At 73.5% G+C, this 14,876-nt stretch carries 11 protein-coding genes and 1 pseudogene; 4 read left to right on the top strand and 8 right to left on the bottom strand.

What is annotated here, in order from left to right; translation table 11 throughout:
- Positions 1-44: 44 nt before the first annotated feature.
- From NAEX_RS33370 to NAEX_RS51095, 5 genes are all read right to left on the bottom strand, one after another.
- Positions 45-1,169: an acyl-CoA dehydrogenase family protein gene (locus tag NAEX_RS33370; protein ID WP_096333806.1), complete on the bottom strand. Its 1,125-nt coding sequence runs from the start codon at positions 1,167-1,169 to the stop codon at positions 45-47.
- A gap of 327 nt (positions 1,170-1,496) precedes the next feature.
- Positions 1,497-2,195 (bottom strand): hypothetical protein, encoded by a 699-nt coding sequence (locus tag NAEX_RS33375; protein WP_096331526.1) that lies wholly within the window; start codon positions 2,193-2,195, stop codon positions 1,497-1,499.
- 31 nt (positions 2,196-2,226) lie between these two features.
- Complete coding sequence (locus tag NAEX_RS33380) at positions 2,227-2,523, bottom strand: hypothetical protein (protein ID WP_096331527.1); 297 nt, start codon at positions 2,521-2,523, stop codon at positions 2,227-2,229.
- A 196-nt stretch (positions 2,524-2,719) separates the two neighbouring features.
- Complete coding sequence (locus tag NAEX_RS53260) at positions 2,720-4,396, bottom strand: collagen-like protein (RefSeq protein ID WP_245914000.1); 1,677 nt, start codon at positions 4,394-4,396, stop codon at positions 2,720-2,722.
- A gap of 20 nt (positions 4,397-4,416) precedes the next feature.
- A complete protein-coding gene (locus tag NAEX_RS51095; protein WP_170136209.1) occupies positions 4,417-4,959 on the bottom strand; it encodes a hypothetical protein in 543 nt (180 codons plus the stop codon).
- Between the two features lie 1,706 nt (positions 4,960-6,665).
- On the opposite strand from NAEX_RS51095, the gene NAEX_RS33395 reads away from it, so the two are divergent.
- Both NAEX_RS33395 and NAEX_RS33400 read left to right on the top strand, forming a co-directional pair.
- A complete protein-coding gene (locus NAEX_RS33395; protein ID WP_096331529.1) occupies positions 6,666-7,628 on the top strand; it encodes a tetratricopeptide repeat protein in 963 nt (320 codons plus the stop codon).
- Positions 7,629-8,279: 651 nt separating this feature from the next.
- A complete protein-coding gene (locus NAEX_RS33400; RefSeq protein WP_143141146.1) occupies positions 8,280-10,409 on the top strand; it encodes a sulfatase in 2,130 nt (709 codons plus the stop codon).
- A gap of 207 nt (positions 10,410-10,616) precedes the next feature.
- Here NAEX_RS33400 and NAEX_RS33405 read toward each other — a convergent pair whose 3' ends face one another.
- Positions 10,617-11,279, bottom strand: coding sequence for a DUF7677 family protein (locus NAEX_RS33405; RefSeq protein ID WP_096331531.1), 663 nt, complete (start codon positions 11,277-11,279; stop codon positions 10,617-10,619).
- 34 nt (positions 11,280-11,313) lie between these two features.
- On the opposite strand from NAEX_RS33405, the gene NAEX_RS33410 reads away from it, so the two are divergent.
- The gene (locus NAEX_RS33410; protein WP_143141147.1) at positions 11,314-12,510 is read left to right on the top strand and encodes a tetratricopeptide repeat protein; all 1,197 of its coding nucleotides are present in this window, start codon (positions 11,314-11,316) and stop codon (positions 12,508-12,510) included.
- A 95-nt stretch (positions 12,511-12,605) separates the two neighbouring features.
- Here the strand turns inward: NAEX_RS33410 and NAEX_RS33415 are convergent, their stop codons facing one another.
- Positions 12,606-13,226 carry a glutathione S-transferase N-terminal domain-containing protein gene (locus NAEX_RS33415; RefSeq protein WP_245913850.1) on the bottom strand — a complete coding sequence of 207 codons (621 nt, stop codon included), beginning with the start codon at positions 13,224-13,226 and terminating at the stop codon, positions 12,606-12,608.
- Between the two features lie 67 nt (positions 13,227-13,293).
- Here NAEX_RS33415 and NAEX_RS33420 point away from each other — a divergent pair, with 67 nt between their 5' ends.
- Positions 13,294-14,241, top strand: a complete 948-nt coding sequence (locus NAEX_RS33420) for a LysR family transcriptional regulator (RefSeq protein WP_170136210.1) — start codon at positions 13,294-13,296, stop codon at positions 14,239-14,241.
- Positions 14,242-14,353: 112 nt separating this feature from the next.
- Here the strand turns inward: NAEX_RS33420 and NAEX_RS33425 are convergent.
- Positions 14,354-14,848 (bottom strand): annotated as a pseudogene (locus tag NAEX_RS33425) (hypothetical protein); the annotation flags it as partial.
- Positions 14,849-14,876: the final 28 nt, after the last annotated feature.

Genomic DNA, 14,876 nt, shown 5'->3' on the forward strand with positions numbered 1-14,876 from the left:
GCGGCGAGCGAGCTGTGGCCTGGGGCGTTCGTCGCGGGTTTGCTTCACAGCATCGGCATGCCGCAGGCGCGCCTGCCGATGAAGTCGTAGAGCAGGTCCGTGGTCGGCGACATCACGGTCGCGGCGTGGGCGTCGCGGAATTGGCGTTCGACGCCGACGTCCTTGCGATAGGCCGCGCCGCCGCAGATCCGCATGACCAGCCCGGTGACCTCGGTGGCGACCTCGGCGGCGGCGGCCTTGACCTCGAGCACGCGGAGCTGGGCGTCGGGGCGGTTGCCCTCGAGGGCGGCGAGGGTGTCCTTCAGGAGGGCGCGGGCCATGTCGCGCTTGACGACGCAGCGCGCGACGAAGGCTCGGATCGTCGGCAGGTCGGCGAGGGTCTGATCGATGTGAGCGAAGCGGGCCCGGCTCGCGTGGGCGATCGCGCCGGTCACGGCGGCGTCGACGAGGCCGACGTAGCAGGCGGCCGAGAGCACCTGAAAGTGCGGCAGGACGGTGGTCATCATGATGTCGAGGCCGCCGCCGTCGAGGCCGAGCATCGCCGATTCGTCGACGAGGACGTTGTCGGCGCGGATCGGGGCCGACGAGTTGCCGCGCAGGCCGAGGCCGTCGAACGGGCGCGGGATGCTGAGGCCCGGGGCGCTCGCGGGGACCAGCCACAAAGTGCTGAGCTCCTGGGCGGCGACGGGCTGGCTCGACCACACGTAGCTGTCGGCCTGGCCGGCGGAGGTCGACCAGCTCTTCTCGGCGTCGAGGCGGATCTTGCCGCCGACGGCCCTTGCGGTGCTGACGGGGGCCCAGAAGTGGCTGCGCGAGCCGGCCTCGGAGAAGGCGAGGGTGGTGATGTGCTCGCCGGCGGCGATGGCGGCCCGGACCGGGCGCGGACCGTGGCGCTCGATCACCGCGGTCCCACAATAATGCATACACAAGACCATGCCCGTCGATCCACACGCGCCGCCGACGAGCTCGACGACCTCGGCCGCGGCTCGCAGGCCGAGGCCGGCGCCACCCACGTCCTCGCCGCTCAAGAGGCCGAGCAGGCCCGCGGCCCCCAGGCTGCGCATGGCGGTCCGTGGAAACTCGCCGCGATCGACGTCGCAGGCGTGGGGCACGATGACCTCGTCGACGATTCGCCGCGCGCGCTGAAGATACCCGGGGTCGCTTTGCATGCCCGCCATCGTCTTGCGCCAGGGCCGAACGGGCAAGCCGCCGCAGCCGAGGTTGCTCGAGGTGAGGATGCCCCGAACCGTGTTATGAATCGACGTTAGGTGTCGCGCCGCGGCGACAATGGGCGAAAATGGGGCGCAAGCGCTGCGCAGCGCGGGCGCGTTCGCAGGACGGGAGACGGACGCGGACAGGCGAACGGCGGTCAGCTTGCGCGTCGTGGTCGCGCCACGGCGGGCCGGTGGCGGACGGCGATAGGACCTCGAGGACATGTCGCCTCGGCCAGGTCGCACGGGTCCGCGCGAGCGACGAGAATTGCGGGAGCGCCGGCGTCAGCGTCCCTCGCCCGGCGACCCGCCGAACGCGCGCGGGGACGGCTCCGGCGGCCTCTCGGCACCCGCGAAGACGACCGGCACGGCGACCGTGACGTCGGCCCCGGGCGGGCCGGCCAGCGCGGGCGGGGTCTGGGCGAGCTGCCCCATGAGACAAGCCCCGACGCCGGGCATGCCGGGGACGTCGGACACGCCGAGCGTGAGCATCGCGCCGTCGGCGGCGTAGGTCGCCTCGACGGTGAAGGTGGCGCCGAAGTCGGAGCCGGGCGGCCAGCAGGCCTGACGCAGGGCGTCCCGCCGGGCCTCGAGGTCGGCGCGCACGGCCTCCAGGACTCTCGGCCGGGCGGCGGCGCTGGCCTCGCTGGCGGCGGCGAGGCCGGGGCCGCCGGCGACCGGCGGCTCGGGCGGCATGACGGCCGCGGGCGGACGCGCGGGCCGTTCGGCGACGGCGGTGAACGTCTGCGCGAGCGCGTCCGGCTCGCTCCGATTCGTGGCCGTTGCGCCGCCGACAGGGCCGCGCGCCGGATCGTAGTCGGCGCCGCCGACCCCGAGGGCGCGATCGTCCGCGGTCGCGGCCGTACCGGCGGCGGTCGACGCGTCGGAGGCAGGGGAGGGCGAGTCGCCGAGGACGAGCCACAGCAGGACCGCGCTGCCGCCGAGCAGCGCCGCGCTCACGAGGTAAAAGCCGCGGGTTGCCATCCATGTTCCTTGGGACAGGTTTTTAAGGTCATTAGGGGAAGGACAGGGGGAGCGTCGCCGTCACGGTCTGGCCGGGCCGGGGGATCCGCAGCGGCGGCAGCTTGGCGAGCACGCACGCGGTGACCTCCGGCCGCGAGGCGCCGCGCGTCTCGACCGCGCCGCGGGCGATCTGCGCGCCCTCGGCGTCGAAGGTGTAGTTGAACTCGAGCCGCACGGGCGGCGGGGTCGCCTCGCCGGCCACCGCGGGGAGGTAGCAGTCCTGGCGCAGCATGCCGCGGTGATAGGCGAGGGCGTTGGCGGCGTGGCGCTCGGCGGCGCTGGGATCCATCGCGGGGGCCGGCGGGGGGCCGGGGCCGCGGGCGCGGGGACGGCCGCGGCACCGGCCGGCGCCAGGCTGCGCAGGCCGAAGAACAGGCCGAGGCCGATCAGGGCGCCGGCGAGGAGGATGGCCGTCGAGGTCGACAAGTGCGAGGGAGAGTGCCGGAGCGGGCGCCCGGCTGCCAGCGGCAGCCGGGCGCGCGGTCTCAGTTGGTGATCATCACCCAGCCGGTGACGAAGCCGTTGTTGTCGATGGGGACGACGCTGGTGTTCTGGACACACAGGCCGACGTTCCAGGTGCCGGCGCCCGGGACCACGGAGCCGCTGCCGCCGATCGGGAAGGGCGTGCCGGTGAAGCGGTGTTCGACGCCGCTGGCGTTCGAGAACGTGCTCAGCGCGCCGTTGATCGGCGCGTAACACAGGTCCGCGTTGCTCCACAGGCCGCCGTTGACGCTGAGGCCGAGCGACGAGATCGCGGAGCCGGTGAGGCGCTGATTGGCGGCGGTGGTCACGGTCACGGGCGGTCCGGCGAAGGTCCAGGTGTTGTTGGGCGGGATGCTGCCGACCTGGCCGATGAAGCGGGCGACGGCGACGACGCCGGTGGGACCCTGCGGGCCTTGCGGGCCTTGCGGACCGGTGGCGCCCTGCGGACCCTGCGGGCCGACGGGGCCGATCGGGCCTGCAGGACCGGCGGGGCCGGCGGGGCCGGCGGGGCCCATCGGCCCGATCGGGCCTTGCGGGCCCTGGGCGCCCTGAGGACCGGCGGGGCCGGCAGGGCCGGCGGGTCCGGGTGGGCCGTCGGCGCCCTGGGGGCCGGCGGGGCCGGGGTCGCCCTGCGGGCCGGCGGGGCCCGCCGGACCGGGGTCGCCTTGCACGCCCTGGGGACCCTGCGGGCCGGGGTCGCCCTGCGGGCCCTGGGGGCCGGCGGGGCCGGGCTCGCCCTGGACGCCCTGCGGACCCTGGGGACCGGGGTCGCCCTGCGGGCCCTGGGGGCCGGCAGGGCCAGGGTCGCCCTGCGGGCCCTGGGCGCCCTGCGGGCCGGTTTCACCCTGCGGACCCTGCGGACCTTGCGGGCCGGGCTCGCCCTGCGGGCCCTGGGCGCCTTGCGGGCCTTCGGGGCCCTGGGGGCCCTGGGGGCCCTGCGGACCGGCGGGGCCGGCGGGGCCGGGTTGGCCGACGTCGCCGGCGGGCCCCTGGGGGCCTTCGGGCCGGCGGGGCCGGCGGGACCGGCGGGGCCGGCGGGGCCTTCGGGGCCGGGCGGGCCTTCGGGGCCGGCGGCGCCCTCGGGGCCGGCGGGGCCGGCGGGACCGGGGGGCCGGCGGGGCCCTCGGGACCGGGGGGCCCTCGGCGCCGGCGGGGCCGGCGGGGCCGGCGGGTCCGGGCGGGCCGGCGGGTCCGATCAATCCCGAGGGATCGCCGACCCATTGACCATTCTGATCGATGACCGGACCGAAGCCCTGGATGTTGACATGGGTGGGGTTGATCTCGCCGCGGACGTCGCCGGCGAACATCGCGTACGGGACGCTGACGACGGCGGCGCGCGGGGTCATCTCCGGGTCGGCGCCGACGGTGATGCCGAGCCAGCGGGTCGAGCCGTCGAAGACGTTCTCGTCGAGCGCCAATTGCTCGCCGAGGCGGACCGAGAAGAAGCCCTCGTCGAAGTCGACGGTGATGGTCTCGGACCAGATCTCGTTGCCGGCGACCTCGGCGTCGTAGATGGTGAAGGTGAGGTCCTGCGAGCCGTCGACGGGCAGGCCGTTGGCGTCGAACAGGCGCCCTTGATGGGTGACGAGCTCGGGCACGGCGAGCGCGCTGGCCTCGATCGGCGTCGCCCACGCGGCCGCGAGGACCGCTCCGAGCCACCATTTTTTGATCGTTAACACGGAAGCGAATCGTTGGATCGTCATGGAGGGTTCCCGTTGGCGCCGATCAGGCCGCCTTGCAGGCGAAAGTTGTTCGAGGTGTAAACGCCCTGGCTCTGGGTCGGCTGACCCAGCGTGAAGACCATGCGGAAGTTGAGGCTCTGGGCCACGGTCCCGCTGTTGACGGTCTGGGTGATCGACTTGCCGACGACCTCGTTGCCGGTGGTGCCGTCGGTGTCGGTATCCGTGGTGTCCGTCGTGGTGGTCGTGGTGGTCGTGGTCGTCGTGGTGGTGTCGGTGGTGCCGGTGGTGGTCGGGTCCGTCGGGTCGACCGCGGTGGTCGAATCGGTGCCCGTGATCGAGGTGGTCGGCGGCGCCTCCGTGGTCGGCGTAATCGTGGTGGTCGGCGGCGATTCGGTGGTGCCCGGCCCGTCCGTCGTCTCCGTGGTCGTCCCCTGCGCGGTGTCGGTGACCGTGGTCGTGTCGTCGGCGCACGCCGCCGCGAGCAGCGCGACGACGCCGAGCGCCGTCCACGGGCGCGGCGGCCCATGGGCCGTACTTCCAATCCATGCCATCAAGTGCATCCTCGCTCCCTATCCAATCTGCCGACGGCACACACAGGTCCGCCGACGGTCGCCAGGCTATCCACAAAGCCCGAGGTTGCTGAAGGTCCCCGAGTGTGGTCGCGCGGAGACATTCGCGCCGGCCGCGGCGCGGAATCGAGACCGAGGCGCGCGCCCGGGCGAGCAGGGGCGCGTCGTGGGATTCAGGAGCAGGTCGGGCAGGACCGTTGTTCCGCGGCGATCCGCGGCGGCCGGGTGTTCTCGTCGGGCCGGCTGGCCAGGCAAAACATGACGCCGGCGCAATGTGCATGGCCGCGCAAGGGCTTGGGGGCGCGCGCACACGATCGCGGCTCGCGTCTTCGCGCGAGGGAGAAGGAAAGGAGGTGGCGGGCGCGAGCTCAGCCTGCCGCAATGGGGCAGTCCGGCCCGCTCGGCGCGGACCTTCGATTCGCGGGAGCATCTTTTTTTAAAAAAAGACATGCCCAACGGCGCATCGGGGCTTGGGGGCGCGGGTGCTGGTGGGGACCTGGCCCATGAGACATGCCGAGCGGGCGCGCGGGCTCGGTGCCGGCGAGGGCAGGGCGGGCTGGACCTGTTTATGAGACATGTCGAGCGGCGCGCGGGCTCGGTGTCGGCGGGGACAGGTCGCGTGAGTGACCTGTTCTATGGGACATGTCGAGCGGCGCGCGGGCTCGGTGCCGGCGGGGGCAGGTCGCGTGGGTGACCTGTTCTATGAGCCATGTCGAACGGCGCGCGGGCTCGGTGTCGGCGGGGGCAGGTCGCGTGGGTGACCTGTTCTATGAGACATGTCGAGCGGCGCGCGGGCTCGGTGCCGGCGGAGACAGGTCGCGTGGGTGACCTGTTCTATGAGACATGTCGAGCGGCGCGCGGGCTCGGTGCCGGCGGGGGTAGGGCGGGTTGGACCTGTTTTATGAGACATGTCGAGCGGGCGCCGGCTCGGTGCTTGGCGGGGGCAGGTCGCGACGGACCTGTTCCATGAGATGTGTCGAGGGGCGCGCCGGCTCGGTGCTCGCCGGGGGGGCAGGCCGCGCTGGGCCTGTTCCATGAGACATGTCGAGCGGGGCGCCGGCTCGGAGCTTTGGGGGCAGGTCGCGGCGGACCTGTTCCATGAGACATGTCGAGCGGGGCGCCGGCTCGGAGCTTTGGGGGCAGGTCGCGACGGACCTGTTCCATGAGACATGTCGAGCGGGGCGCCGGCTCGTTGCTCGCCGGGCAGGTCGCGCTGGACCTGTTGTATGAGACATGTCGAGCGGACACGCCGGCTCGGAGCTCCCTCGGGTGCGCCAGTACGGCGAGCGCCGCGGTCGGACGAGCGTTGTGCGAAAACGCCCGTCGTGAACGCTCGCGGCCGTTGCGGCCCCGGCCCGTGGTGTGACATTCGGCCGCTGCTCGAACGACCGCCGCCGCCGGCGCCTCGCCTGGCCCGGCCCCGTCGGTCCAGGTCCGTCGGTCGGCGCGGGCCCACGGTCACCGCCCGGGTGGGCGGGGAACGTCGGTCGGCGCCGGAGAGGCATGTCCCCGGGGACATGTCCCGGCAGCCCTGTGCGCCTGTCCGAAGAGGCAGCCGTTCGGGCGGGCCGCCCGCGGGCCCGGCTCGGGCGGACGCTGATGCGAGATGTGGGCGGCGAGATCGCGGCGGCGCGGAGACGGACTTCCTCACACGCCGCCGCCGCGAAATCCCGCGGCGGTCGCGGTAGCGTCGCGCGATGGACGAACGCGAGAAGGACACGCGCGAGAAGATCGAGGCGTTGAAGGCCGCGCTGGCCCGTACGGGCGCCCTCGAGGAGCTGTACGAACAACATCGGGTCGCCGAGGTCGCCCTCGACTTCCGCCAGTCCGACGAGATCGCCGGGCTGCCGCCGGTCAAGGAGGAGCTGGTCGACGAGCTGCGCGCGCTGTCGCTGGAGGCGCTCAAGCGGGCGGCGGAGGGCGGGCACCAGGACGCGGCGGTCGGGCTGGCGCGGCGGATCTTGCAGCACGAGGACTCCGAGCTCGCAGGCGCGGCGTGGTCGGCGTTGACGCGCCAGGCCGCCGCGGACGAGAGCGGCGCGCTCGACGTGCTGATCAGCTACATGTGGACGCGCGGCCTGGCCGGGCCGGACGGCAGCGACGGCGACGAGGACGAGGCCCGCGCGGCGGCCGTGCGCGCGGCCGAGAAGGGCAACCCCGACGGCCTGTTCGAGGCCGCCGTGCTGGTCGGGCGCAGCGACCCGGACGCCGGCCGGGCCTACAACGCCAGGGCCGCCGCGCTCGGGCAGCCGCGGGCGATGTTCAACGAGGGCTACTACGCCGAGACCGGCGACCGCGTGCCCCAGGACGACGCGGTCGCGTTCGAGTGGTACCGCAAGGCCGCCGACCTCGGGCACGTCAAGGCCGGCGCGCTGGTCGGCATCAAGTGCTATCAGGGCCGCGGCCACGCCCGCGACGCCGCGATCATCAGCAAGTACCTCGGCCTCGCCCAGTCCGGCGGCTTCCCGTGGGCCAGCCTCGCCGAGGTGCTGGCCGTCGGCGACGAGGAGATCGCCGAGATGCGTGCGATCGCCGGGATCGAGGAGGACGACTACGACCCGTACGGCGAGGACGACGAGGACGACGAGGACGACGAGGACGACGAGGACCTCGCCGAGGACGAGGACGGCGAGGACGAGGACGAGGACGAGAAGTCCTGAGCTGGTCGGCGGGACATGTCGAGAGGGGCATGTCCGCCGGGCCAGCGTCAGCCGGCCTGGCCGAGCGCGCCGGAGCGGCATGACCCAAGAGACAGGGCATGTCGTCGGCTGCGCCCCGCGGCGCTCGCGGCCGTGACGGCGCTTCGACCCCCGTCCGAGCGGGCGAGGCGGCGGGCAGCGAGCGCCCGAGGAGGCGCCACGTCCGAGCGGACATGCGCGAGACGCTCCGTGGCCAGCGCCCGATATTGGACCCTCGTCGAGCTCGCCGGCGAGTGTTCGCCGCGGCGTTCGCCGGCGCTGGCTCCGGCCGACTGCTCCTCCCGGCAGAGGCGGCGAGAACGGGGCCGAGTCGAGCCAGCACAGATGGGTTCAAAGGACATGCCCGAAGGAGCATGTCTTCGAAGACAGGGCGAGAGAGCGCGGGGCGCTCGCGGAGGGCGCGTCGCGCGTCGCGCGCGATGCCGCGTCGCCCCGGGGAGTGATCACGACCCTCGTGCGCTACGGCATGCGCCCGGGCAGGCGGCCGGAATCGGGGCGGAAAGGCCGTCTGGCGGGCCGGCGGGCGCGCCGACCTCTGCATCTGTGGGGGCCGGCAAACATCGTCACGCTTCCGTCACGCCGCGACGTCGGGCACAATGCGGCGCTGCCGCGATGTCCGTCGAAGATCCGCCCAGAACGGCGTTCCTGGCCCATATTCCGTTTGCCGCCGGGGTCGCCGGCCTGGCTGCCCTGATCGACTTCGCCGCCGGGGGGCAGGGTGTGGGTGTGTCGTCTGCGCTGGCCGCCCTCGGGGTCGGGGTCGGCGCCGGCGCGGTGCTCGGAGGCGTGTTCGCCGGGGCGCTGCGGGGGCTCCGGCCCTTGCCCGTGTGGGGGCGAGCGCTCGCCTGGCTGGCGATCGGCGCCGGGCTCACCGCCTGGCTCATGGACCAGCTCGGGGTGTTCGCTCGCTTCGGCGGCAAGGACCACGCCGACGCCGTGGCGGCGGCGGTGGCCGGCGTCGGCGCGGGGCTGGGGCTGGCGATCCTGGGGTTTGTCGCCCAGCCGTCGACCGACAAGCCGGCCTGGCTGTCGCGCACCCGGAAGCGCCCGCTGTGGACCGGCCCGCTGCTCGCCGTGGGGGCGATCGGCTTCATCGTCGCCGACCGCCAGGTCGGCGTCGACAACTACCCGGCGGCCCACACCGCGCTGCGCGTGATGGCGGTGCTGATGTTCACCATCACCGGCGTCGCCTGCATGCGCTACTGGCCCCGGCGCCTGCGCCTGCCCGCGTGGGGGCGCCGCGCCGGCGCCGGCCTGCTCGCGCTGCCGTTCGCGTGGGCGCTCGTGGTCGTCGACGGCGACCGCGACCTGCTCGCGGGGCTGCTCGCGCGGCCGTTCTCGAGCCTGTCGCTGCGGACGCTGCGGACCCTCGGCGACGTCGATCGCGACGGCTACTCGCCGATCCTCGGCGGCGGCGACTGCTCGCCGTTCAACGCGGCCGTCCACCCGTTCGCGCGCGAGCTGCCCGGCAACGGCGTCGACGACAACTGCGTCCTCGGCGACCTGGCCGTCGAGCCGCCGCCGGTCGACCCGCCGGTCCCCGACACGCCGCCGCCGACCAGCGTCATCCTCATCACCATCGACACCCTGCGCGCCGACCACGTCAGCTGGGGCGGCAAGCGCAACACCACCCCCGAGATGAAGAAGTGGTCCGAGAGCGGGACCCGCTTCATCCGCGCCTACACCGGCGGCTCGTGGACGAGCCTCGCCCTGTCCTCGCTGTTCCGCGGGGTGTACCCGCGGCGGCTGGTGTGGAACCCGTTCTACGAGACCAATCGGTTCCGCCTGCTGCGCAGCACCGAGATGGACCAGCTCGACGACGGCGAGCTGCTCAAGCTCAAGTTCGGCCTGCCCGCGCCCGACAAGTACGTGCCGCTGCAGACCTACTTGAAGCGGCGCGGCATGTACACCGCCGCGGTCATCGACGACGGCTCGACCGGCTTCCTCGACGCCTCGACCGGCGCCTACCCGGACTTCGACGAGTACCAGGAGGTCTCGGGCAAGTCGCTCGACGTCGCCGTCACCGACGCGGCGATCAAGATCCTCGACGCCCAGCCGAAGGACCGCCCGTTCTTCCTGTGGGCCCACTACTTCGGCCCGCACGGCGGCCACTCGTGGCACCGCGGCGTGCCGCGCTGGGGCAACAGCGTCGCCGGCAAGTACGACCACGAGATCGCCTGGACCGACAAGCAGGTCGGCCGCCTGCTCCAGCGCATCGACGAGCTCGCCAAGGAGCGCGAGATCGCCGTCATCATCACCGCCGACCACGGCGAGAGCCTCGGCGCCAAGCGGCGCACCCACGGCGTCGGCGTCGGCGAGGACGACATCCGCGTGCCGCTGGTCGTCCGCGGCCCGGGCTTCGCCCCCGGCACCACCTCCAAGCAGCTCGTCGGCACCGTCGACGTGATGCCGACGATCCTCAAGTGGACCGAGACCCCCGCGCCCGAGGGCCTCGACGGCCGCGACCTCGCCGGCATCCTGTCCGACCCCGCGTCCAACAAGAACCGGATCCTGGTCGCCGAGACCTGGCGCTTCGTCGCCAACGGCGACGCCACCCACAACATGGTCACGGTGTTCGACGGCACCTACAAGCTGGTGTGCAACCTGCTCGACGAGGCGCTGTCGGCCCGCAAGCAGCAAGGCGACAAGCCGCTGCCCTACGGCGACCCGAAGATCGAGCGGCTGCAGGACGCGCTCGACCAGTACCTCGAGCGCACCGGGCCGCCGAACTTCGTCGACTAGCCGCAGGGGCGCCGGGGGCCATGTTCGAAAGGGCATGGTCTTGGGTGCATGTATTGAAGAACATGCCCTGAACGACAGGTGCTGCGACAGAACGCGTGGCCGCGAATGAGGCCGCATCGGCCGGGCGCCGCGCCGGTGCGGAGCGCCAGACAGTGGAAGCGTCGCGCGGCATGACCCGGGGGGCAGGTCCCGTCCGGTCGCCGCGCCTCACAGCCACAGCGCCGTCTCTTCCTCGGTGAACGGCGGCTCGACCACGTAGTCGTCGTCGACCAGGCTGCGGACGTGCTGCGCGGTCCGCTGCACGGCCGTCGCCTCGTCGCCGGTGAGCGCCAGCACGTTCGTGAAGATCGCCACGATGAGCTCGAGCGTGCTGCCGGCGCCGGTGCCGTCGCAGGTCAACGCCGACACGTACTCGCGGCCCGCGAGCACCTCGGGCGCGAGCCGGCCCTCGCCGAGCGCCGCCGCGAAGCGGGCCACCGCGTCGAGCCACGGCACTCCGCAGCCGGGCGCGAGCTCGGCCTCCTGTACGGGGGGCTCGACCGTCTGCGCCGGGCGGAAGGTGCTGCGGAACCATCGCGCCGCGCGTCGGCCGGGGCCGCCGGGGCCGAGCGGTGCGCCGCGCAGCTCGGCGGCGCGGGCGTGGGCGTAGACGCTGAACAATCGCCCGAGCGCCGGGCCGGGCTCGACCAGCGCGTCGAGGTAGTCGACCTCGTCCTCGCCCCGCTCCCGGGGGAGGAAGAGGGTGCCGTTGCCGACGTAGAACGCGAAGAAGCGGAGGCTGCTGCGGTCGTCGTGGGAAGGACCGGCGATCATCGTCGGCGCCAGCGTACCCGCGCCAGCGCGCCGGACTTCGTCGATCGAGCGGCGCAACGTCTAAAAGTCTCCGCGAGCCGGCCGGCGGCGCTTGGCGCGAAAACGCCCGTGGGCTAGTGGTCGCGACATGAGCCAGCAACAGCACCGCAGCGCGCAACGCCGCGCCGAGAAGCGACACCGTCGGGAGGTCGAGCGCCGGCGGGCGCGGACCTCTGCCCGCAAGGAGGACTCCGTCAGGCCCGACCGGCTGCGTCGGCTCGCGGGTGATGACCTCGTGCCGAGCGTGGACGAGGAGACGGTCGTGCATCCGTACCTGAGCCATCGCTACCGCGAGCGCGAGCTCCTCGTCCGCGGCACCCCGTGGCGCTGGCGGCGGGAGATGCCGGGCTTCTGGACGCACGCCGAGGTCGCCGCGCTCGCCGACGACGCCCTGTTCGCCGCCCTCGCCGAGCGCGGCCTCGTCGTCTCGCGGACCGACGTCCTGGCCCACATCGCCCGGATGCCGGCCGGGGGCTCTGCCTGGCGCATGTCCCGGATCCACTGGTTGCCCGCCGTTCGGTCGCGCTCGCTGCCGGCGCCGGACCGCGACTTCCTCGGGCTCGCCGCCGTCGAGCTGTGGCGTCGCCTTCGTCCCGAAGATCCGCCGCTCGAGTCGTTGCTGGCGATCCTCGCGGACGCCGAGGATCTGCCGGACGACGATCGGGCCGGACAACTCGCCGGTCTGATCCGCTTCCTCGCGGCCGTGCGCGCGCGGGGCGGGCCGGACGACGCCGGCGAGGTGAGCGGTGTTCGTCTCCCCCTGGGCGGTCCCTACACGCGCATGGTCATCCTGGCCTTCCGGCTCGTCGAAAAGCACCCGCAGCTCGCCGCCGACGTGCTCGCGGAGGCCGAGCACTGGGCCGAGCACACCTTCGTCGACGAGTACGGCGCCGACCGGCTGTTCCTGGGGCGCATGCTCGTCCTCGTCTGCGTCGAGCTGGGCCGTGAAGACGACGCGGAGCGGCGCCTTCGCGCCCTCCTGGCGCAGTTTCCCGGCGATCCGGCGACGCGAAGGTTGCTCGCCGTGCAGCTGCACGAGAACCCGCACGACGACCGGTCGCGGCTCGTCGAGGCGCTCGAGCTGTGGGATTCGACCCGCTCGGCCGGCGACGAGCCCGAGGACGACGACTTTCAGCAGGTCCGCGACGAGATCGCCGAGAGCCTCCGCCTCCATGATGCGGCCGGGGAGAGCGCCGCCGCGGGAGCGCCGGGCGGCGCAATCCCATCCGGCACGAGCGGCGTCGCGTGACGCTCGTCCCGCAATGAGTCACCCGTTCGCCGGCGCGGACAGATTCAAGCCGCCGGCACGAGGAGCGCCCGACGAGGCGGCGCCGAGGCCCGCGATCACGCCTTGATGCCCTCGGCGGCGAACGCCGCGACGGTCGCGGGCCGCTCGGCGACGCGGGCCAGGAACGCGGCGAGGTTCGGCGGCAGCTCGGCGGCGAGCACCTTGTGGTAGGTGCGGAGGGCGAAGAAGGCGTAGGCGTCGAGCACCGTGAACGACTCGCCGTGGAAGAATTGCCGCTCGCCGAGGTCGCGCGCCAGCAGCTCGACGCGCGCCGCCAACCGCTGCGACGCCCACCGCTTCGCCTCCTCGCCCGCGCCCGGCATGATCGTGAACGGCGCGAAGCCCTTGTGCAGCTCGGTGCCGATGAAGGTCAGCCGCTCGTCGAAGCGGACCCGCTCGAGCCCGCCGTGGCGCGGCGCCAGCCCGGCCTCGGGCCAGGTGTCGGCGATGTACTGCAGCAGCACGGCCGTCTCGGTCAGCACGTAGCCGTCCGGCAGCCGCAGGGCCGGCACGTAGCCCTTCGGGTTGATGCGCGCGAAGTCGTCGCCGGCCTCGGTCTTGCGGGTGCGCAGGTCGACGCGCACCGGCTCGAAGCGCGCGCCCGCCTCGCGCAGGGCGATGTGCGGGGCGAGGGAGCAGACGCCGGGGTAGTAGTAGAGTTGCAGCGGCTCGGTCATGCGTCCGGGTCTACGCCACCGCCGGCGCTTGAACAATCCCGGGCGATTGATCAATCTGTTCACCGCCATGAACAGCCGCCCCGACTTCGCCGCGATCGAGGCGTTCGTCCGCGTCGCCGAGACCGGCAGCTTCCGCGCCGCCGCCGTCGCCCTGGCCGCGCCGGTCTCGACCGTCAGCGTCCAGGTCAGCCGCCTCGAGGCGCGGCTCGGGACCCGCCTGTTCGAGCGCACGACCCGGCGCGTGCGCCTCACCGACGAGGGCCAGCGGTACTTCGAGCAGGTCCGCGCCGGCCTCGACGTCGTCACCGAGGCCGAGCGCGCGGTCGCCGAGGCGCGCGGCGAGGCCCGCGGCCGCCTGCGGATCGCCGCGCCGAGCGGCTTCGCCGAGGGCGTGCTCGGGCGCGTGCTCGGCCGCTTCACGCAGGAGCACCCGCAGGTCGACGTCGAGATCGAGCTCACCGCCGGCCAGCTCGACCCGCTGCGCGACGGCTTCGACGTGGTGATCCAGGCCGAGCCGGCCGCGAGCGCGTCGCTGGTCGCCCGCAAGATCGGCGCGCCGACCAAGTACCGCCTGGTCGCCAGCCCCGAGTACCTGGCCCGCCGCGGCACGCCGGCCCACCCGCGCGAGCTGGCCAAGCACACGTGCCTCGTGATGGGCACGCGCCGCGAGGCGACGACCTGGCGGTTCGCCAAAAAAGGCTCGGCCCGCTCGGCCGTGGTCCATCGCCACGCGACGGCCAACAGCTGGCCGCTGATCCGCGACCTCGCGGTGTCGGGCTGCGGGATCGCGCGGTTGCCCGAATACCTGGCGGCGCCGGCGATCTCGGAGGGGCGCCTGGTGCAGGTGCTCGATGATTTTTGCCCGGCGGTGGAGCAGATGTACGCGGTCTACGCGAGGAGCCGCCACGTGCCGGCGCGGCTCAGCAGCTTCGTGGCGGCGCTGCAGGGCTTCCTGGCGGTGTGGCCGGGGTGCCTGCCGAAGCCGCCGACGGCGGCGGCGCGGGCGCGGGGGTGAGCGGCCAGGGGCCGAGGACAGGTGCGGCGGATTCGTGATGCTCGAACCACGCGGGCTCGAGATCCACCCCTGCATGGACCCGCGCTGACGAGGCCGCGGAGAGCCGAGCTGCTCAGGCGCCAGGCGCCATGGTGACGCCGTAGTGCTTGCGGACGAGCTGCCGGTAATAGGCGGCCATGTCCGGCTGGTCGCCGATCAGCTCGAGCGCCCGGACCGTCACGAAGATTCCGTTGCCTCCGTTCACGAGGATCACGGCGCCGCTGCGCGTCTGCGGCGAATAGTAGACGAGCGCGTTCTCGCCGGCGTCGTTGCCCCCATGGTTGAGGACGGTCCTGTCGCCATAGTCGTAGACCATCCACCCGAGGCCATGCCCGTAGGCGTCGGCGCAGCGGATCTCGGGCGTCGATTCGCACCCCCAGATCGGATCACCCGCGAGGCTCGTCAGGATCGTCGCGCGCTGGGCCACCTGCTCGCGAGTCAGCCAGTCGCTGCGGATGACGCCGGTGAGGAGGGTCGAGTATGCCCGCACGGTGGTCAAGAGATCGTCGGCGGCGCTCCAGGGCCCCCCTCGCCGTTCGCCAGTCGTGGGGCCAGATCGCCGCGGGCGTCGTAATGGCCCGAAGCGTCCATCGGTG

It is taken from the genome of Nannocystis exedens (genome assembly GCF_002343915.1).
GTDB lineage: Bacteria > Myxococcota_A > Polyangia > Nannocystales > Nannocystaceae > Nannocystis > Nannocystis exedens.

Bases quoted from the DNA above. Each gene is read 5' to 3' on its own strand.
- NAEX_RS33370 (WP_096333806.1), bottom strand. From the start codon at position 1,169: ATGCAAAGCGACCCCGGGTATCTTCAGCGCGCGCGGCGAATCGTCGAC.
- NAEX_RS33375 (WP_096331526.1), bottom strand. From the start codon at position 2,195: ATGGCAACCCGCGGCTTTTACCTCGTGAGCGCGGCGCTGCTCGGCGGC.
- NAEX_RS33380 (WP_096331527.1), bottom strand. From the start codon at position 2,523: ATGGATCCCAGCGCCGCCGAGCGCCACGCCGCCAACGCCCTCGCCTAT.
- NAEX_RS51095 (WP_170136209.1), bottom strand. From the start codon at position 4,959: ATGCACTTGATGGCATGGATTGGAAGTACGGCCCATGGGCCGCCGCGC.
- NAEX_RS33395 (WP_096331529.1), top strand. From the start codon at position 6,666: ATGGACGAACGCGAGAAGGACACGCGCGAGAAGATCGAGGCGTTGAAG.
- NAEX_RS33400 (WP_143141146.1), top strand. From the start codon at position 8,280: ATGTCCGTCGAAGATCCGCCCAGAACGGCGTTCCTGGCCCATATTCCG.
- NAEX_RS33415 (WP_245913850.1), bottom strand. From the start codon at position 13,226: ATGACCGAGCCGCTGCAACTCTACTACTACCCCGGCGTCTGCTCCCTC.
- NAEX_RS33420 (WP_170136210.1), top strand. From the start codon at position 13,294: ATGAACAGCCGCCCCGACTTCGCCGCGATCGAGGCGTTCGTCCGCGTC.